The sequence below is a fragment of the Serratia sp. CY55921 genome (genome assembly GCF_052167655.1).
Lineage (GTDB): Bacteria > Pseudomonadota > Gammaproteobacteria > Enterobacterales > Enterobacteriaceae > Serratia > Serratia ureilytica.
On sequence record NZ_JBJNMU010000001.1, the window covers coordinates 2,750,972 to 2,768,477 of the forward strand.

Consider the following 17,506-nt stretch of genomic DNA (forward strand, 5'->3'; position numbering starts at 1 on the left):
TGGCTCAGGCCACCGGCGGCGTTTTCTTTAGGGTTAACCGCCGGCGCGCGCCATGCAGCGCTGGCGGCGTTCATCCACCCGCTTGGCGAACCAGGCGGTAGTCAACTTACGGGTGATTTTCGGGCTTTCCAGTTGGATGCCCGGCAGCATCTCGCGCGGCAGCTTGCCGCCCGCCAGCGCATAGACCTTCTTATACAGGTCGGTATCGGCAAAGCCGGCCGTGTCGCCTTTCTCCAGCGCCCGGCGAATGGCGCTGTCGCTCATGTTCAGGCGCTTGCCGAGCGTGCGCACCGCCAGCTCGGTGGAGCCGGGCTTGTCGCTGCCAAAGTCGATCAGATCGCCGTCCAGCGCCAGCGGAATGGCGCTCGCCCGGCTGACCGCGTTTTGGAACGCCGCGTTGCGGCTGGCATACCAGCCGGCGTTGAAGTCGGCAAAACGGTAAATTGGCCGGCTATAGTCGGCCGGGTACCCCAGCAAATGCATAATGCCGAAGTACATGCCGCCACGTCGGCTGAAGACTTCGCGCCGAATCGAGCCGTCGATCGAATAAGGGTACCCTTTGGCGTGCGCCTCGGCGAAGGCGATGCTCACCTGCATCGGGCCGCCGGTATGTACCGGATTTAAATGGCCGAACAGCTTCTGCCCCATCGGCACGCGGTCGATCATGTCATCGAAGATATCGCTCAGATCCTTCTCGGTGCGCACCTTATCCAGCCGCTCGCTGTAGCTCTGGCCGTTCGACGATGAAATCTTCAATGCGGTGTGCACCAAAAAATTCGGGATGTGCATCTGATCGGCGCGGCGGTCGATCTCTTTCCAGGCGATCTTCGGCAGCCCCGGCACCTGCGGGTTAGCCTGGAACGTCGACTCCTGTTCAGTCACCGCCAGCACCGAACACAGGTTCTCATCGCTCGGCTCGATGCCCTGCGCGGCAAAGGCGGCGGTAATATCGGTAGCCCAGCCCTGACGATCGCCGGCGTTGGCCGGGATCAGCGTCATCAGTCGCGCTTTGACGTCGGCGGGGCGCGCCGCCGGCGAGGTGGTGGTGGTTTTGCTGGTACAGCCCGCCAGCGCCAGCAGCGCGGCCAGGCTCAGCAAACGGAGGGGCTTCGGGTGGCATAAACGGCGTATCGGCATCTTTTCCCTGAACGTGATGACATGAACAGCACTGAAATTAGCCCAGCCGCCGCGCACAATCCAGTATAAAGATCTCCCCGCGCCTTTCCTTCAGGCTGCTATGTTCAAACGATCGATAAAAATGTATTTTATATACATCATATAAATCACTTTGCTTGCCCAGCCAGAGGAGCCCCCTATGGAGCAGCAGTTGCTTTGCTATAAAACCCTGCCGGAATGGAACAGCGAAACGCTGCCGGAAGCCTTTCGTCAGCGCCACAACACCCAGAGCGGCACCTGGGCGAAGCTCACCGTGCTGAGCGGCAGCCTGACGTTCGCCATGATGACCGAAGACGGCGCCACCACCGAGACCTGGCAGTTTAGCCCTGAAAGCCAGCCGCCGTTTATCGCCCCCCAACAGTGGCATCGCATCGTTTCCTTTTCGGACGACATGACCTGCCGGCTGGCGTTTTACTGCACGCCGGAAGATTACTACCACAAGAAATACGAACTGACGCGCACTCACTCCGAAGTGGTTGAGGCGGCGGCGCGCATCGCGCCGGGCAAGGCGCTGGATCTGGGCTGCGGCGGCGGGCGCAATTCGCTCTATCTCAATCTGAAAGGTTTCGATGTCACCGCCTGGGACAAGCATGCGCCGTCGATAGCCCGCCTCAATCAGATCGTCGACGCCGAGCAATTAACCCGCCTGAGCGCCAGGGTGCAGGATCTCAACACCCACCGCTTCAGCGGCGACTACGACTTTATCCTGTCCACCGTGGTCTTGATGTTCCTCGAGCGGCAACAGATCCCGCATATCGTGCAAGACATGCAGGACAGCACCGTGCGCGGCGGCCATAACCTGATCGTGGCGGCGATGGATACCGAGGATTATCCCTGCCCGCTGCCGTTCCCGTTTACCTTCCGGCCGGGTGAGCTGAAGCATTATTATCGCGACTGGGAGATCCTCAAATACAACGAAGACGTCGGCCAACTGCACAAGACCGACGCCGCCGGCAACCGCATCTCGCTGCGCTTCGCCACCCTGCTGGCGCGCAAGCTATAGCGCGTCGTGAAAGATAATCCCCAGCGAGTGGCGTTGGCCGGCGCGTATTCGGCTGACGCCGTGGCGCAGATTGACCCGATAACAGCCTTTCACCCCCGCCACCGGCCGGTGATGCACGGCGAACACCACCGCGTCGCCCTGCTGCAGCGGCACCACCTCCGCCCGGCTCTGCATCCGCGGCCGCTGTTCGGTCAGCACGAACTCGCCGCCGGTGAAGTCCTGCTCGGGGGCGGAGAGCAGAAACGCCACCTGCAGCGGAAACACCCACTCGCCGTACAGGTCCTGATGCAGACAGTTGTAATCCCCCGTTTCGTAGCGCAACAGCAGCGGCGTCGGCCGCCGCTGGCCGGCCCGGTGGCATTCCGCCAGGTAGGTTTCATGTGCGGCGGGATAACGCGTCTCCAGCCCCAACAAGGCGTTCCAACGGTTGGCCACCGGCGCCAGCCGCGCATACATCAGTCTGCGCGCTTCGGCCACTGGCGGCGGCAGCGGATAGGCGAAATAGCGGTACTCGCCGCGGCCAAAACCGTGCTTCGCCATCACGACGCGGCTGCGAAAATGCGCATCCTGCGGGTAGAGCGCCGAAAGCTCGCGGCACAGCTCTTGGCTGAGCACGCCCGGCAGACGCACGCAGCCCTGCGCATCGAGTTCACGTTCAATTGCCGCCCAGTCCAATTCGGCCAGCCGGGTCACCAGCGCGCCGCTCATCGCTGCGCCTCTTTTTCCAGCAACGCTTTCTTGCGATCGACGCCCCAGCGGTAGCCGGACAGCGTGCCGTCGTTGCGCACCACCCGGTGGCAGGGGATCGCCACCGCCAGCATGTTGGCGGCGCAGGCGCCGGCTACCGCGCGCACCGCTTTGGGCGCCCCAATGCGCCGAGCGATATCGGCATAGCTGACGGTTTCGCCGACCGGTATCGCCTGCAGCGCCCGCCAGACCCGCTGTTGAAACGCGGTGCCGCGAATATCCAGCGGCAGCGCCAACCCGTTCTCCGGCGCTTCAATCAGGCCCACCACCTGCGCCATCAGCGCTTCATACTGCGCGTCGCCGCCGATCAGCTCGGCGTTGGGGAATTTGTCCTGCAGATCCTGCACCAGCTGCTGCGCATCGTCCCCCAGCAGAATGGCGCAGATGCCCACCTCGCTCTGGGCCGCCAGGATCTCGCCCAGCGAACAGCGCCCGACGGCGAAATGGATGCGCATGCCTTTGCCGCCCGCCCGATAGGCCTTCGGCGTCATGCCCAACGCGGCGTTGGCCTGCTGGTAGAAGCGGCCGTTGGCGCCATAACCGGCGTCGAAGATCGCGTCGGTCACCGTTTCCCGCTGCGTAAGACCGGCGCGTAAGCGTTGGCTGCGCTGCGCGTCGGCGTAGCCTTTCGGCGTCAGGCCGGTGATCGCTTTGAACAGCCGGTGGAAATGGTATTGGCTCAACCCGACGTGGCGCGCCAGCGTCTGCAGCGACGGCGCTTTTTCCGCCTGCTCGATATAGCGGCAGGCCTCAGCTATCTGCCGCGCATGCTGTTCCGTCAGCGGCGTCAGCCCCTGCCGGCAGCGTTTACAGGGCCGATAGCCGGCCGCCTCCGCCTGCTCCGCGTCGTCAAACAGCTCCACGTTTTGCCGATTCGGTTGGCGTGACGGGCAGGAAGGCGAGCAATACACGCCGGTGGTTTTCACCGCGTAGATAAAGCGGCCGTCGGCGTGCTTGTCGCGGCTGACAATCGCCAGCCAGCGCGGATCGGCGCTGTCGATTACGTTTTTCATCATCCGTTCCTCACTGCGGTTTCGATGTTAACCAGCATAGTGACGGGCCGTTGGCGAAACACGCCGACTCTTGCTTTTTAATTCGGCGCCGACGTTTTCAACAATCTTTCGACAATTTTTAACCAACAACATGAAGTTTATTACGTTGCCAACCCGGTTGCACGGCGTTAGGATCGCGGCCGGCCACGGGCGTGGCCAGTGTTTCTGCCTGTTAGTTGCGCGCATGGAGAGGTTATTGTGTTAGAGAGTTTTGGCGTCCTGAATTTATGGACCTATTTGGCCGGGGTGATCTTCATCATCATTCTGCCGGGGCCGAATACGCTGTACGTGCTGAAAACCGGCATATCGCGCGGCGTGCGCGCCGGCTATACCGCGGCGCTGGGCGTGTTTATCGGCGATGCGATCCTGATCTTTTGCGCCTATATCGGCGTGGCTTCGCTGATCCGCACCACGCCGTTCCTGTTTACCCTGGTGCGTTTTCTCGGCGCGATTTACCTGCTGTTCCTTGGCGCAAAAATCCTCTACGCCACCTTCGTGCAGAAGGCGCAGGCGCAACAGCAACAGATTGAAGGCGGCCACAGCATTCTGCGCAAATCGCTGACGCTGAGCCTGACCAACCCGAAAGCTATTCTGTTTTATGTGTCGTTCTTCGTGCAGTTCATCGATTTCAACTACGCGCACACCGGGCTGTCGTTCACCATTCTGGCGCTGATCCTCGAAGCCGTCAGCTTTATCTACATGAGCACGCTGATCTTCTCCGGCGCGATGCTGGCGCATTTCTTCAACCACAAGAAAGGCCTGGCGAAGCTCGGCAACGGCCTGATCGGCCTGCTGTTCCTCGGTTTCGCCACCCGTCTGGCGACCCTGAGTTCGTAATCCTTCCCGGCCGGCGCCCGCCGGCCGCAGTTTACTGTTCCGTCACGGCAAAATGACACGCAGGACAAATCGAATGTCAGGCAGAGCAAAGCCGCCGCTTTACCGCTGATCTAGACTCTCAGGGTTAACGATAACCTGATGAATCTGATCGGAGGATGTATGTCTGACAATACCGTAGCCGTGCTGGATAGCGTGTCGCGTTTTCTCGATCGTCAGCATGGGCTGTATATCGACGGCCAGTGGCGCGCGTCCGCCGCGGAAGGCCGCCTGGCGGTGTATAACCCCGCCAATGGGCAGCAAATCGCCACCACCGCCGACGCCAACGAACACGACGTGGCGCAGGCGGTGGAGTCCGCCCACAAAGCCTTCAGCGAAGGCGTCTGGGCGCAGCGTCTGCCGGTCGAGCGCGAACGCATCCTGCTGCGCTTCGCCGATCTGGTGGAGCAGCACGCCGAAGAGCTGGCGCAGCTCGAAACCCTGGAGCAGGGCAAATCCATCAACATCGCCCGCGCTTTCGAAGTCGGCAGTACCCTGAACTGGATGCGTTACACCGCCGGGCTGGCGACCAAAATCACCGGCCAGACGCTGGACGTGTCCATTCCGATGCCGCCGGGCGCCAAATATCAGGTTTATACCCGCAAAGAGCCGATCGGCGTCGTCGCCGGCATCGTGCCCTGGAACTTCCCGCTGATGATCGGCATGTGGAAAGTCATGCCGGCGCTGGCGGCGGGCTGCTCCATCGTCATCAAGCCGTCGGAAACCACCCCGCTCACCCTGCTGCGCATCGCCGAACTGGCGAGCGAAGCCGGCGTACCGCCGGGCGTGTTCAACGTGATCACCGGCCGCGGCACCGTGTGCGGCAAGGCACTGACCGAACATCCGCTGATCGCCAAAGTCAGCTTTACCGGCTCCACGCCGGTGGGCAAAAGCATCGCGCGCGCGGCGGCGGATCGCCTGACCCGCGTGACGCTGGAGCTGGGCGGTAAAAACCCGGCCATCGTGCTGCAAGATGCCGATCCGCAGCAGGTGATCGAAGGCCTGATGCTCGGCAGCTTCCTCAACCAGGGGCAGGTGTGTGCCGCAAGCTCGCGAATTTATATCGAAGCGCCGATTTACGATCGGTTGGTGGCCGGATTCGAACAGGCGGTGAAATCGCTGTCGGTCGGGCCGGGGATGGATACCGGGGCGCAAATCAACCCGCTGGTGTCGCTCGCGCACCGCAACAAGGTGGCGGCCTACCTGGACGACGCCCGGGCGAAAAACGCCGAGCTTATCGGCGGCGCGGCCGGCCCGGACGCCAACGGCTTCTACATTCCGCCGACGCTGGTGATCAACCCGGATGACCGGCTGAACCTGACGCGCGAGGAAGTGTTCGGCCCGGTGGTCAACCTGATCCGGGTGGCGAGCGCCGAAGAGGCGCTGAGCAAAGCCAACGACACCGACTTCGGGCTGACCGCCAGCCTGTGGACCACCAGCTTGCAAAAGGCGATGGCGCTGACGCCGCGCATTCAGGCCGGCACCGTGTGGGTCAACACCCATACGTTGATCGACCCGAACATGCCGTTCGGCGGGTTCAAACAGTCGGGCAGCGGCCGTGATTTCGGCCCGGATTGGCTGGATGCCTACACCGAGTCGAAATCGGTCTGCATCCGCTATTGAGTGCAGCGGCGCGGGCCTGGCCCGCGCCCTGACTTATTGATACTGTCGACGGTACTCGCTCGGCGACATGCCGAAACGCTGCTTGAAAGCGGTCGAGAAATGGCTGTGATCGGCGAAGCCCCAGTCAAGGCCAATGCCGGCCAGCTTTTCCTGCCCGGCGGCGCTGCGCAGCGCCTGCGCGCACAGATCCAACCTGCGGTTCCTGATGTACTGCGCCACCACCAGCCCCTGACGGGCGAACAGCCGATACAGACTGCGTAACGATACCCCCAGCTCGGCTGCCACCCACTCAGGACGCAGCTGCGGCGACTGTATATGCCTGTCGATCAACGCCAGCGCCTTGTCGAAGACCGGTTGCTGCCCCTCCGGCCGCGCCTGTTCGAGCGCCAGAGCCGGGCGCAGCAGCGCCGCCAGCGCATTCAGCACCGCCTCGCTTTCCGCTGCGGCGAGCTGAGGATCCTGCATGCTGCTCAGCACCAGCTGGCGGCTGAGGCGCACCGCGCTGAGCTCCGCCCCCAGACGCTGCGCGCAGGGCGGCGGCAGCGGCAGGCAGCCGCGCGGCAGTAGCAAAGAGATTTGGCGCGAATCGCGCTGGAAGGTGAAGCTGCTGGGCTGTGAGGCGTCGATCAGCGTCATGTCGCCGGGAGAGAGCATCGTTTGGCGATCGCCCTGCTCCATCAACGCGCTGCCGCGCAGCTGGAAGACGGTAAAAAAGTGCGCGCCGTCGCTGCGGGCGATTTCACGCGGCGTGCGATACAGCCGGGCCTGGGCCACGTCGACCACGCTCAGACGCAGCGCATGGGCGCGGAACTCCTGCATCGCCCCGCTGAAACCCGGCCCCAGCGTTTTCGCGCAGAACCTGCCGCAGGCGGTGTTGATTTTCCCCAGCCACTCTTCGAAGCCGGCGTCGCGGAGCGTTGCCAATGCCGTCATGATCTCTCCCTTCAAACGCCGGCGGCGCTGCGCCGTTGAACAGAAAATCACCATAACAATCCGTTAACACACAATCAATGGCGAGCGGGGGATTTGGCACCGCGATCACAGATCATCGGGTGCCGAAGGGAGAACCACCTTAAGGCTGTTTGTCCAACAGGTAACGCACCACCGCCGCGTACTCTTTGGCGTAGCCTTCAACACTGGTGGCGGCCATGCCGGCATTGTCTATCTTGTATTGGCCGGCCACGTAGAACGACGGGGTGCCGCGCACGTCAAACGCTTTCACCGCTTCATTCTGCTTGGCGATCAACCCTTTGACCAGCAGGCTGTGGCGCGCGTTTTCATAGGTGGCGGCATCGATGCCGGCCGCCGTGAACACCCGCTGTATATCGTCGGCGCTGTTGACGGCGCGCTGTTTTTGCACCGCGTCGAACATCGCCCCTTCAATCTTGTCTTCCACGCCCAGCACCGTCGCCACCGCCCAGGCTTCGGTCAGCGCATTGCCCAGTTTGCCCATCAGGCTGACGTGATATTTGGTGACCTTCTCGCCCGCGGGCAGCGCCTGCGCCACGGTGCTGCCCACGCGGTAAGTTTCGGCGAACTGATAACAAGGGCCGCAGTAGAAGGAGAAGAACTCCACCACCGCCGGCGCGGCGGCCACCGGCTTATCCAGCCGGGTGTATTGCTCGCCCGCGCGGTAATCCGCGGCCTGAACCGCGGGCAGCGCCAACATCAATACGACGGCGGCGGCGAACGAACGCTTAACTTTTGCCAACATAAACACTCCTGGTTTCATCTATGAACATCGTCCTTAGCGGCGGTTTTTATAATCAAATAACCGCCAGAAGACCAGTTTTTATTACCTTCTATACCCTAAATAATTGGAGTTGCATCACGGCGGCAAGAGCGGGAGTCCCCAGGAGCTTACTCAAGTAAGTGACTGGGGTGAGCGCTCGCAGTCAACACTGATGCAGCTTCAAGCATGACGGGTATATTTGTGAGGGATTATGTTCAGCGCCCTTCGTAACCATCCCAGTAGGCACCTACCGCTTCCTGCGAGAGCACCTGACGGCGCTTAGGATTGTCGGCGCTGCTGTAGGCGCGATTGATGAAAATGGTTTTGTGTTCCATGTTCTGCTGGAATTCCGGGCTGGCCAGATAGTCGGCCTTTTTCTGCGCCTCGCTGCGCACCACGCCTGCCGCGCGATCCTTTTTCCCCAGCTGGTAGAACTGTTCGAACATCGGCACGGCGTTCTTAATACTGCCGTTCACATCGGTGCGGAATTGCGGATCGAAATCGTCGCGGGTTTGATAAATGTAGTGCTTGGCATGCAGCTCGGCGCTGCTGAGGTGATGGGTGCAGGCGCTGAGCGCCAACAGCGGCAACAACAGCGCCGCGCTTTTCAGTCTTTTCATGTCGTCTGTCCCTGTCAGTGAGGAAGGTTCCTTTAGCGCCAAGAGCATAGCGCCGGCCCCCGGCGAACGTCAAACGACAAAACGCGCATCACCTTGTTTTATATTAATATTATATACATTGATTGGTATTCATTGCCTGAAACACTATGCTTTAACAGACAGGGTAAACACTCACCGACAGCGAGGCGGCCAATGAAACCGATCGACAAAAACGTGGGGGAGTACGACCTCACGGCGGAAAAAAAAGCGGGCATGATCACCGGCACCATCCGCGGTGAACTGCCGGACAGCGACGCGAATCTGCCGCTGGTGCCCTTCTCCGGCACTTTCGCAGGCCCCAGCGTGGCCGAAGCCATCGCCGATATTCAGCAGCAGTTCCCCGACATCGAACCGGCGATTATCGACGATTTGCGCGAGGAACTGCTGAAGGCCGGGTTCTAAGCCGGATCGCAGTGCCGCACGAACGGGCTGTACACCGGCGCGCCGGGCTTCAGCGCCAGATCGGCGTCAAAATCTTCATTGCGATTGAACGGCACCGCCGGCCAGGCGGAAAACGCGTTCAAACCGTCCCGGTACGCCTGTGTCACCTGCGCCAACGCGGCGTTTTGCGCCTGCAGAGCTTCACCCGCCAACCCGCCGCGCACGCCATAGACCAGGAACGGCTCCAGCACGCTAAAGCCGATATAGTGCAGCGCATGCATGATTGGCCACAGCATCAGCCGCATGTCGCCGTCGCGCCCGTCTGGCGCACAGGCCTGTGCGGAAGCGCCGGCGGTGACGGTCAGCAGCGCCCGTTTGCCGCGCATTACGCCGTTCTCATGGCGGTGGCGGCTGTCGTAGATCCCGCCGTAAACGAACACCCGATCCATCCAGCCCTTGATGATGGCCGGCGCGCCGAACCACCAGAAAGGAAACTGCAGCACCAGCGTATCCGCCCAATGCAGCAGCTCGATATGCCGCAGGATCTCCGCCGGCAGCGCCTGAGTCGTCCAGTGATGGCGCTGCTCCTGCATCGCATCAAATCTGTCCGCCTGCTTTCTGCTGGGGTAATGGCCGGCGCCCTCGCGCGGATCAAATCCCTCCTGATACAGATCGACCGTCTTCACCTGATGCCCCTGCGCCAGGCAGACCTGCCGCGCCTGTTCGGCCAAATGGGCATTGAAGGAATGCGGCTCGGGGTGAGCCAGCACAATCAGCACGTTCATCCTGTTTCTCCCGTTGTAAGGTGGTGCTGCTATGCTGTGGCTTTATCGCACCCTTGGCAATTACGCACCTGAAGGTAACCCCCAATGGCTTATCCCGGCGACGTCTATTCGAGCAAGTGCTCCGCGCGCGATGCGCTGGCGCTGATCTCCGGCAAGTGGGTGATGTTGATCCTGCCTGCGCTGGCGCAGCGGCCAATGCGCAACGGCGAACTGCTGCGCCGCATCGACGGCATTTCGCAGAAGGTGCTGACGCAAACGCTGCGCCAGTTGGAACGCAACGGGCTGCTCGAACGGCTGGATTTAAGTGAAAAGAATCAGGCACATGTGGAATATCGGCTCAGCGCCGTCGCCTGCTCGCTGGTCGAGACGCTGACGGCGCTGGACCGCTGGGCGGAATACCATTTCCCCGAGCTGGACGCCGCTCGCGAGCGCTATGATGCCGACCGCAAGCGCGAGAGCGAGTAAAGCGGTTTGGCAAGCAACGCGCGGCGCACAGAATGCGCAGGTGAGACGCTTGTTCCCGGTCTCGCCATCCGTTATCTATAGTTAATTCAATTCGCCGGTAACGGCCCACTCCACCTGAGGATCTTGCCTTGACGTTTTTAAAACACCCAATCGCCGCGCTGGTGCTGGCCGGCTGCGGCCTGCTGTCGGCGGGCGGCGCGCTGGCCGCTTCCGATGCGCTGGTGTACTGCACCGTTGCCTCGCCGGAATCGTTCAACCCGCAGCTCTCCAGCTCCGGGCCAACCTTTATCGCCACCTCGCAGGTGCTGTACAACCGCTTGGTGACGCTGCGCGAAAGCGATAAAACGCCCGCCCCGTCGCTGGCCACCGAGTGGAGCGTCAGCCCGGACGGCAAGACCTACACCTTTACCCTGCGCCAGGGGGTAAAATTCAACAGCAACAAATACTTCACCCCGACGCGCGACTTCAACGCCGAAGACGTGGTGTTCACCGTGATGCGGCAGAAGGATCCCGCCAACCCGTATCACAAGGTCTCCGGCGGCAACTATGAATACTTCACCGACATGGGTCTGGATAAGCTGATCACCAAGGTGGAAGCGGTGGACGAACACCACGTGCGCTTCACGCTGAGCCAGCCCAACGCCGCCTTCGTCGCCGACTGGGCGATGGATTTCGCCTCGATCCTGTCCGCCGAGTACGCCGACGCGATGCTGAAAAAGGGCACGCCGGAATACGTCGACAACTGGCCGATCGGCACCGGGCCGTTTGCGCTGCAGCAGTACAAGCAGGATTCGCTGATCCGCTACATCGCCAACCCGCACTACTGGCAGGGCGAAGTGGCCAGCAAGCACCTCATCTTCTCCATCACGCCGGATCCGCAAACCCGGCTGGCCAAGCTGAAAACCAACGAATGCCAGATCATCCCCGCGCCGCTGCCGGAACAGTTCGCCGCCATCAAGGCCGACGGCAACCTGCAGTTGCACGACATTACCGGGCTGAACGTCGGCTATCTGGCGTTCAACACCCAGAAAAAACCGTTCGACAACCTGCTGGTGCGTCAGGCGCTGAGCTACGCGGTAGACAAGAAAGCGATCGTCGCCGCGGTGTTCAAAGACAGCGGCACACCGGCCAATTCGCTGCTGCCGCCGGGCATGCTGGGCTACAACGACAAGCTGCCGGAATACGCCTACGATCCGCAGAAGGCGCGCGAGCTGCTGAAGCAGGCCGGGCTGGAACAGGGTTTTGAGACCGACATCTGGTCGATGCCGGTACAGCGCCCTTACAACCCGAACTCGAAGCGCATCGCCGAGATGATCCAGAGCGACTGGGCGAAGGTGGGCGTGAAGGCCAAGATCGTCACCTGGGAGTGGGGCCAGTATCTGGCCGGGCTGCGCAAAGGCGAGCAGCAGAGCGCGCTGTACGGCTGGGTATCGGACAACGGCGATCCGGACAACTTCGCCACCCTGCTCGGCTGCGCCGGGGTGCAGAGCGGCGCCAACGTGGCGCGCTGGTGCGATAAGGATTACGACCGGCTGATCCAGCAGGCGATCCAGGAGAACCAGCCGCAAGCGCGCGCCAAGCTGTACCAACAGGCGCAGGTGATCTTCGCCAAACAGGCGCCGTGGCTACCGCTGGCCACCGGCAAAGTGTTCTACGCCACCCGCAGCAACCTGAGCGGCTACGTGGTGGACGTGAACGGCAGCGATTTCGCCAAGGCCAAATTGAACTGATCCCAGGCGCCGCAGCGAGGGCTGCGGCGCAACCCGCTTCATCACTTAATAAGCTGCCAGCCTCTGAAACTGTCGTCCATTAGCTTCACAACTTACGATGCCCCTCTACCGCCTGGCGCATAACCCACTAAACCAATCGCTTAATAAGTGAGTTGAGCCTGGCGTTTTGCCTAAATTGCGCGCACGCGCTTTCCTCCGATGTAACATTTCGTTACCATCGGCGCACAGACCCTTTAACATCAAAAGGTAACCCGGTGCAGAACACCTATATGCCGTGGCAAATTCGCCTGCACTGGCTGGTGGCTATCCTGCTGGTCATCACCTGCGTCACCATCGAGCTGCGGGGCTTTGCCGAACCGGGCAGCGCACCGTGGTACGCGCTGGTTGTCACCCACTTCAGCAGCGGCGTGACGGTGTTTGCGCTGATGCTGGCCCGCCTGTTCCTGCGCCGGCGCCACGCCTCGCCCGCCATCGCGCCCAAACCGCCGAAGTGGCAAACCGGCATGGCGCACCTGACGCACACCCTGATCTACCTGCTGCTGCTGACGCTGCCGGTGCTGGGGGTCTATTCGCGCTATCTGGGCGGCAAAGAATGGTTTCTGTTCGGCCTGCCGATGCCGTTTGCCGACGTGGCCGATCGGCCGCAGGCGCGGGCGATTATCGGCTGGCACAAAACGCTGGCATCATTCGGCTACTGGCTGATCGGCCTGCATGCCGCCGCCGCGCTGTTCCACCACTATATCGTCAAGGACAATGCGCTGGTGCGCATGCTTCCGTTGCTGAAAAAGCGCTGATTACCCGGCGCCAGGGATGAATTTTCGGGCCACGCCCGCCGACAGGGAATGACATGCAAACCCAATTTTTTCATGTGACCGTCGAACAATGCGCCTGCCAACAGACGGCGCCCGACAATCTGGTGAGGATCATCGCCTCCGGCCAGACGTTCTTTTTTTATCGCGATGACTTCAGCGACAGCGAAAATCTGCTGGCCACGCTCGCCGCCGGCGATCGGGTGAAGATCGGCGCCCACCGCCTGCGGGACGGCAGCTACTGGCTGCACTGGCTGCTGCACGGCACGAAAGGCCGCCTGGAGCCCGACAGAACGCTGAAATACAAGCTGAAATACTTCGCCCTGCTGCTGCTGGGCGTCGTGATGGCCGGCGGTTTCCCGGCGGGCTTTTTCATCATGGACCGGGAAGACTCCTGGCTGACCATCGTCCTGTTCTTTATCGCCATCATCGCCGGCCTTATCGGCATCGGCCTGGTGCTGTTCGTCGGCTCAGAGCTCCTGTTGATTGCGCACCGCGGCCGCAGGCGCCTGCTCAGGGCGCTGGATCGCGTGCTGCTGGGGCAAGACGTCACGCCGCCCGGCTCGCTCAGCCTGAACATCCCCGGCATCAAATACCGGGCCGTCCGCACAGACGCCGTGCCGGCGGCCGCACCGCTGCAGACCGCGCCTCCGCTCCCGGACGGCGTCGAGGCCTCCGGCATCGAGACGGTCAACGCCCTGAGCTACGAACTCCGCGACTATAAGCTCCCGCGCCAGGTGCAGTATTTGGACACTTATGCGTGGCGCCAGAAGGAGACGCACTTCGCGTTGACGACCCGCGCGCTCAACGTTCCCAATACCAAACTGCATCCGGTATTTCGTCGGCAACATCCGCTTTTCATCGCCAAAGGCGATCCGCTGCAGGTGCTGTATTGCGAAAACGACACCGTCCCCGAGTTGCCGACGGTGCGGGGGATCATCAATCACCGCGACCGCCAGACCTATCTTATCGGCGGCAGCCGCTACTTCACCGAAGCCGGCCTTAACCTGAGCGCACGCGTCGTCTTCATCCTCGGCGCGATCATGATGTGTTTGATGCTCGGCATGATCGTGTGGGATAACGCCGATACCCCAGCGGGCTTTTACCTGGATGCCTGGACCCTGAAGCGCCTCGGCAGTGAATTGCCGCCGATTCTGCTGCTGATGATGCTGATGATCAGCGGCCTGGCGCTGCTGATCGAGGGCTTCGCCCAGATCTGCCGCCTCTACGCGTTTGACCAGCACCGCACGTTTAAAACGTTCAAATACCTGCGCCATCTGCGCCGCAGGCTATGGCGGCAGGAGCAGGTGACGGAGCTGAAATGATGACGTTAGCGCTTTATAAAAGACCCCTTATTATCCTGACGCTGTTTTTGGCCAGCGCGCTGGGCGTCTATTTCCTCGCCCCTGAACAACGCTATGCACAGTGGCAATGGACCCAGAGCGACGAAGCCTTGCCGACGATAGCCCGTTACGATCTCATCCACAGCTACCCGGCGCAGGACGGCGCTCTGTTGCTCATCAGCAAAAGGAGTGAACGCGGGGCCTACAATAGCTTTTACGGCTGGGCGGCCAGCTACCTCAGCCAAGTGTTATTCACCGGCCCGAAGGGGTTGCAGATGCTGGGGCAACTCGACGAGTTGATCTACGATGCAGTTTGCGTCGAGCAGGAGTGCGTGCTTTTTCTGTCCAAGGGACGCCGGCTGGTCGATGTGCAACGTGGCACCCTCGGGGCGCTGATCCCCTGGCCGGAGGGTGACGACAACCTGCCTTCCTTTATCGGCGGCAAACTGGTGGCGCTGCCGGGGCAACGCGCGCTGTATTTCATCAGCACCGAAGGCGTATTCTACAGCCCGGACTTTGGCGCCCATTGGCGGCAAACGCTGGATCTGCCGGCACAGCTGGACGCGCGGCAGCTGCTGGGCTTTGAGCGCGGCGAGGAGGACTCACCGACGGCTAACGCCGCCGGTAAGCGCAAATCCATGCCCGAGATCTTTACCGCCGTTGATGGCGATCGCGTGCTGTTCTGGATGAACCCGGTGCTCGGTTCCGGCGCCCTGCACATCGCCGTTAACGGCAAAACCGGCGAGGTGGCCGAACTGCATTGGCTAACGGTGCGCGTGAAGGAAAGCGCGCAGGCTCCGGATGGCGGCATCTACCTGATCGCCCAAACGCTGGACAGAGGGCTGTATCAGCTCCTGCGTTATCAATCCGACGGGCAGTTGGCGGTACTGTTGGAAAACGGCGATAAATCGCTGTATCAGCTGTGGGCGGGCAACGACAAGCTGGTCTCCCAAACGGATAACGGCGATGCGCGTCTTTCGCTGATTTTCGATCTGCGCTCATCCGACGTGCGCTACCGACAGCCGTTGGAGTACCGCTACAACGGGCGCGACGACGCACGCCAAACCGTGATCGAACCGGAAAGCCACTATGGCGATGACGGGAAGACCCCGCCACTGCCCTACTTCGTTCGCTATCGTTCCACTACGCCATGAACAGAAGGAACTTGCCATGCTGTTAGGCTATGGCGCCGGCGCCGCAGGATTGCTGGCGCTGTTGTTGGCCCTGCTGCTCGCCGGCATCCTGATCGCCTGGTGGGGCCGGCGCTACATCGCCGCCCGCTGCGGCCGACCGCGACCGCCGCTCTCCTGGGGCGGCTATCTGCTGGCCTCGGCGCTGGCGGTCTACCCGGTGGCGTGCGCGCTGATGCTGATCGACATTGCCATCCAGGACATCAAGAGCCAGCGGGCGGAAGATCGTTGGAATCAACGCAGCTACCTGACGCTCGACGAGGCAAAGCCGTTCGGTGAAACGACGCTGCCGAAAGGCAGTTGGGTAAACCGCCAGGATCCACGCCTGCCCGGCACCGAAGACAGCCCTATCACGATGAACGGCGTGACCGCCGTGCGTTTTCCTCAGCCACAGAGCGTAGCCGGCGTGCCGATCATCGCCTTCGAGGTTTTACCGCCGGTGATGGAGCTGGCGAGCGCGCACACCTTTACCCGCCCGAGCGGCCAAAGGGTGCACTGCGAAGCCGGTTGGCTGGTCACCTTCTTGTTGCCGCCGGATCGGCCGGCCCCGCAGTGGGAGGAGTGGCAGGCCGGGCTGCCTGCGGCGGCGTTTCGGCCCAGCGACTGGATCTTTAGGGAGTGCTTCTCCGGCAGCCCGATCGCGGTGCTGACCTTGCACGACGGCGAAGTCAGGGTGCTGCCCTAAGCCTTACGCCGTGGCGTTGGGCAAACGCACGGTCACGCGGTTGTTGGCCGTTGGCAACTGCAGCGGCGTTTCCTGCCAACTTACCGCGATAACCAATACCGGCGGGGCCGGCACGCGCGGCTCACGCCCGCCTGGCCCCACGCTGTAGGCATCCCATTCAATCACAAACACCCCGCCGTCTTGCGGCTCGACCCGCTCGACGAAAAAGGTGGTGTCCGAACCGCGCCCGCCCGCCGGTTTATGCGCATAAGAGAGCAGGCTGAACCACTCGCCGGCGAAGTAGAGATGGTATAGGCCATCGACGATATGCTCGCCGCGGAACTGGCAGCCGCCGACGCTCAAACCGTCACCCGACGGGGATTCCGCCACGCGTTCGAGATCGCGCACGAAGCGATCGGTCGGCCTGTTATCCAACAACAGTTCATAAGGCGGCGTGTGCAGCAGCGCGGCAGGATCGTCCGCCTGGCGCAGATCCGCCGGCAACATCGCGCGCGCCGCCAGCACGCGGCCGCTGGGCAACGTGATCTCCAGCCGATCCGCCGGATCCGCTACCCACTGCGGCACCCACAGACCGCGCACAAGGTGCAACGGCGTGGCTTCCACCTGCCGACACGTCGCCCGCAGCCGCACCAACGCCTCAACGGAACCGGCGGCCAAGGCTCCCAGCTCGCGATCGGTCAACGCAGGCAGCGCATACATCGCCCGGGCGGCGGGCTCGTATACCGTCAGCTCCTCTCCCTCGCGGCTGCGGGTCGGTATCAGGCGCAGCTTGCCATCGTCCACGTCCTGCGGCGCGGCACAGGCGCCATGCACAATCGCCCCGTCGCGCAGCAGCAGCGTCCAAAAGCTGGGGCCGCCCATGCCCAGTTCCCCCACGCCGCCAATCTGCCGGTCGCTGTCGCCGGCGTGCGCCATCTCAATCGGCTGCGAACGCCAGTCGGTCTTACGCCACTCTGTCGCCTCTTCGGGTTCTTGCCCGCTTTTAGCGGCGCGCTTCGCCCATTGCAGCACGGCAAACAGCGCGATGCACAGCACACCCCAAACCGAGTGATCCTGCCAAATCAATAACCAACCGACGATCAAAAGCGCCCAGGCGGCCATGGCGATATCCTTTTCGAAGAGAAAACCGCCTGATTCTAGCTCAGGCGGTTAGTGGGGTTGAAGCCTATGCCATGAATAATTAGCCGTTAAATAGAAAGGTAATAATTTCAGCGTTATTTCTGTGACTATGAAGATCACATAAATAATGCTTC

Annotated in this window: 18 protein-coding genes; 10 read left to right on the forward strand and 8 right to left on the reverse strand. The window is 62.1% G+C overall.

What is annotated here, in order from left to right; all coding sequences use genetic code 11:
* Positions 1-33: 33 nt before the first annotated feature.
* Positions 34-1,137 carry a DUF1615 domain-containing protein gene (locus ACJ8M3_RS13385; RefSeq protein ID WP_089196627.1) on the reverse strand — a complete coding sequence of 368 codons (1,104 nt, stop codon included), beginning with the start codon at positions 1,135-1,137 and terminating at the stop codon, positions 34-36.
* A 178-nt stretch (positions 1,138-1,315) separates the two neighbouring features.
* Between ACJ8M3_RS13385 and tehB the strand changes: the two genes are divergently transcribed.
* Complete coding sequence (gene tehB, locus ACJ8M3_RS13390; protein ID WP_089196626.1) at positions 1,316-2,179, forward strand: SAM-dependent methyltransferase TehB; 864 nt, start codon at positions 1,316-1,318, stop codon at positions 2,177-2,179.
* Here the strand turns inward: tehB and ACJ8M3_RS13395 are convergent.
* Both ACJ8M3_RS13395 and ada read right to left on the reverse strand, forming a co-directional pair.
* A complete protein-coding gene (locus tag ACJ8M3_RS13395; RefSeq protein ID WP_089196625.1) occupies positions 2,174-2,887 on the reverse strand; it encodes a 2OG-Fe(II) oxygenase in 714 nt (237 codons plus the stop codon). The genes tehB and ACJ8M3_RS13395 overlap by 6 nt on opposite strands.
* Positions 2,884-3,939, reverse strand: a complete 1,056-nt coding sequence (ada, locus tag ACJ8M3_RS13400; protein WP_042783753.1) for a bifunctional DNA-binding transcriptional regulator/O6-methylguanine-DNA methyltransferase Ada — start codon at positions 3,937-3,939, stop codon at positions 2,884-2,886. The genes ACJ8M3_RS13395 and ada overlap by 4 nt, the downstream gene beginning before the upstream one ends.
* A gap of 237 nt (positions 3,940-4,176) precedes the next feature.
* Between ada and leuE the strand changes: the two genes are divergently transcribed.
* Entirely contained in the window at positions 4,177-4,815 is a 639-nt protein-coding gene (leuE, locus tag ACJ8M3_RS13405) for a leucine efflux protein LeuE (protein WP_089196624.1), read from the forward strand.
* Positions 4,816-4,974: 159 nt separating this feature from the next.
* Positions 4,975-6,474 carry an aldehyde dehydrogenase family protein gene (locus ACJ8M3_RS13410; RefSeq protein WP_089196623.1) on the forward strand — a complete coding sequence of 500 codons (1,500 nt, stop codon included), beginning with the start codon at positions 4,975-4,977 and terminating at the stop codon, positions 6,472-6,474.
* A 33-nt stretch (positions 6,475-6,507) separates the two neighbouring features.
* On the opposite strand, the gene feaR is transcribed toward ACJ8M3_RS13410, so the two are convergent.
* The 3 genes from feaR to ACJ8M3_RS13425 all read right to left on the reverse strand — a co-directional run bounded on the left by feaR (position 6,508) and on the right by ACJ8M3_RS13425 (position 8,826).
* A complete protein-coding gene (feaR, locus tag ACJ8M3_RS13415) occupies positions 6,508-7,407 on the reverse strand; it encodes a transcriptional regulator FeaR (RefSeq protein WP_089197668.1) in 900 nt (299 codons plus the stop codon).
* A gap of 139 nt (positions 7,408-7,546) precedes the next feature.
* Positions 7,547-8,188, reverse strand: a complete 642-nt coding sequence (locus ACJ8M3_RS13420) for a DsbA family protein (RefSeq protein WP_033651040.1) — start codon at positions 8,186-8,188, stop codon at positions 7,547-7,549.
* A gap of 233 nt (positions 8,189-8,421) precedes the next feature.
* On the reverse strand, positions 8,422-8,826 hold the full coding sequence (locus tag ACJ8M3_RS13425) for an Exc2 family lipoprotein (RefSeq protein ID WP_089196622.1): 405 nt from the start codon (positions 8,824-8,826) through the stop codon (positions 8,422-8,424).
* A gap of 192 nt (positions 8,827-9,018) precedes the next feature.
* On the opposite strand from ACJ8M3_RS13425, the gene ACJ8M3_RS13430 reads away from it, so the two are divergent.
* Positions 9,019-9,267 carry a hypothetical protein gene (locus ACJ8M3_RS13430; protein ID WP_016928938.1) on the forward strand — a complete coding sequence of 83 codons (249 nt, stop codon included), beginning with the start codon at positions 9,019-9,021 and terminating at the stop codon, positions 9,265-9,267.
* Here the strand turns inward: ACJ8M3_RS13430 and ACJ8M3_RS13435 are convergent.
* Complete coding sequence (locus tag ACJ8M3_RS13435; RefSeq protein WP_089196621.1) at positions 9,264-10,031, reverse strand: NAD(P)H-dependent oxidoreductase; 768 nt, start codon at positions 10,029-10,031, stop codon at positions 9,264-9,266. The two genes, ACJ8M3_RS13430 and ACJ8M3_RS13435, sit on opposite strands and share 4 nt — an antisense overlap.
* An 84-nt stretch (positions 10,032-10,115) precedes the next feature.
* Here ACJ8M3_RS13435 and ACJ8M3_RS13440 point away from each other — a divergent pair, with 84 nt between their 5' ends.
* The 6 genes from ACJ8M3_RS13440 to ACJ8M3_RS13465 all read left to right on the forward strand — a co-directional run bounded on the left by ACJ8M3_RS13440 (position 10,116) and on the right by ACJ8M3_RS13465 (position 16,253).
* Positions 10,116-10,496 carry a winged helix-turn-helix transcriptional regulator gene (locus tag ACJ8M3_RS13440; RefSeq protein ID WP_046688317.1) on the forward strand — a complete coding sequence of 127 codons (381 nt, stop codon included), beginning with the start codon at positions 10,116-10,118 and terminating at the stop codon, positions 10,494-10,496.
* Positions 10,497-10,624: 128 nt separating this feature from the next.
* Positions 10,625-12,226, forward strand: coding sequence for an ABC transporter substrate-binding protein (locus ACJ8M3_RS13445; protein ID WP_033641991.1), 1,602 nt, complete (start codon positions 10,625-10,627; stop codon positions 12,224-12,226).
* 269 nt (positions 12,227-12,495) lie between these two features.
* Positions 12,496-13,020: a cytochrome b561 gene (gene cybB / locus ACJ8M3_RS13450; RefSeq protein ID WP_089197667.1), complete on the forward strand. Its 525-nt coding sequence runs from the start codon at positions 12,496-12,498 to the stop codon at positions 13,018-13,020.
* Positions 13,021-13,073: 53 nt separating this feature from the next.
* Complete coding sequence (locus ACJ8M3_RS13455; protein WP_089196620.1) at positions 13,074-14,360, forward strand: hypothetical protein; 1,287 nt, start codon at positions 13,074-13,076, stop codon at positions 14,358-14,360.
* Complete coding sequence (locus ACJ8M3_RS13460) at positions 14,357-15,532, forward strand: hypothetical protein (RefSeq protein WP_089196619.1); 1,176 nt, start codon at positions 14,357-14,359, stop codon at positions 15,530-15,532. The genes ACJ8M3_RS13455 and ACJ8M3_RS13460 overlap by 4 nt, the downstream gene beginning before the upstream one ends.
* 16 nt (positions 15,533-15,548) lie before the next feature.
* The gene (locus tag ACJ8M3_RS13465; protein ID WP_047572518.1) at positions 15,549-16,253 is read left to right on the forward strand and encodes a hypothetical protein; all 705 of its coding nucleotides are present in this window, start codon (positions 15,549-15,551) and stop codon (positions 16,251-16,253) included.
* A 3-nt stretch (positions 16,254-16,256) separates the two neighbouring features.
* Here the strand turns inward: ACJ8M3_RS13465 and ACJ8M3_RS13470 are convergent, their stop codons facing one another.
* Complete coding sequence (locus tag ACJ8M3_RS13470) at positions 16,257-17,354, reverse strand: hypothetical protein (protein ID WP_033641987.1); 1,098 nt, start codon at positions 17,352-17,354, stop codon at positions 16,257-16,259.
* Between the last annotated feature and the right edge of the window lie 152 nt (positions 17,355-17,506).

What these genes read in the sequence shown, in the direction of transcription:
- ACJ8M3_RS13385 (WP_089196627.1), bottom strand. Translation starts at nt 1,137, where the DNA reads ATGCCGATACGCCGTTTATGCCACCCGAAGCCCCTCCGTTTGCTGAGC.
- tehB (WP_089196626.1), top strand. Translation starts at nt 1,316, where the DNA reads ATGGAGCAGCAGTTGCTTTGCTATAAAACCCTGCCGGAATGGAACAGC.
- ACJ8M3_RS13395 (WP_089196625.1), bottom strand. Translation starts at nt 2,887, where the DNA reads ATGAGCGGCGCGCTGGTGACCCGGCTGGCCGAATTGGACTGGGCGGCA.
- ada (WP_042783753.1), bottom strand. Translation starts at nt 3,939, where the DNA reads ATGAAAAACGTAATCGACAGCGCCGATCCGCGCTGGCTGGCGATTGTC.
- ACJ8M3_RS13410 (WP_089196623.1), top strand. Translation starts at nt 4,975, where the DNA reads ATGTCTGACAATACCGTAGCCGTGCTGGATAGCGTGTCGCGTTTTCTC.
- feaR (WP_089197668.1), bottom strand. Translation starts at nt 7,407, where the DNA reads ATGACGGCATTGGCAACGCTCCGCGACGCCGGCTTCGAAGAGTGGCTG.
- ACJ8M3_RS13420 (WP_033651040.1), bottom strand. Translation starts at nt 8,188, where the DNA reads ATGTTGGCAAAAGTTAAGCGTTCGTTCGCCGCCGCCGTCGTATTGATG.
- ACJ8M3_RS13425 (WP_089196622.1), bottom strand. Translation starts at nt 8,826, where the DNA reads ATGAAAAGACTGAAAAGCGCGGCGCTGTTGTTGCCGCTGTTGGCGCTC.
- ACJ8M3_RS13430 (WP_016928938.1), top strand. Translation starts at nt 9,019, where the DNA reads ATGAAACCGATCGACAAAAACGTGGGGGAGTACGACCTCACGGCGGAA.
- ACJ8M3_RS13435 (WP_089196621.1), bottom strand. Translation starts at nt 10,031, where the DNA reads ATGAACGTGCTGATTGTGCTGGCTCACCCCGAGCCGCATTCCTTCAAT.
- ACJ8M3_RS13440 (WP_046688317.1), top strand. Translation starts at nt 10,116, where the DNA reads ATGGCTTATCCCGGCGACGTCTATTCGAGCAAGTGCTCCGCGCGCGAT.
- cybB (WP_089197667.1), top strand. Translation starts at nt 12,496, where the DNA reads ATGCCGTGGCAAATTCGCCTGCACTGGCTGGTGGCTATCCTGCTGGTC.
- ACJ8M3_RS13455 (WP_089196620.1), top strand. Translation starts at nt 13,074, where the DNA reads ATGCAAACCCAATTTTTTCATGTGACCGTCGAACAATGCGCCTGCCAA.
- ACJ8M3_RS13460 (WP_089196619.1), top strand. Translation starts at nt 14,357, where the DNA reads ATGATGACGTTAGCGCTTTATAAAAGACCCCTTATTATCCTGACGCTG.
- ACJ8M3_RS13465 (WP_047572518.1), top strand. Translation starts at nt 15,549, where the DNA reads ATGCTGTTAGGCTATGGCGCCGGCGCCGCAGGATTGCTGGCGCTGTTG.
- ACJ8M3_RS13470 (WP_033641987.1), bottom strand. Translation starts at nt 17,354, where the DNA reads ATGGCCGCCTGGGCGCTTTTGATCGTCGGTTGGTTATTGATTTGGCAG.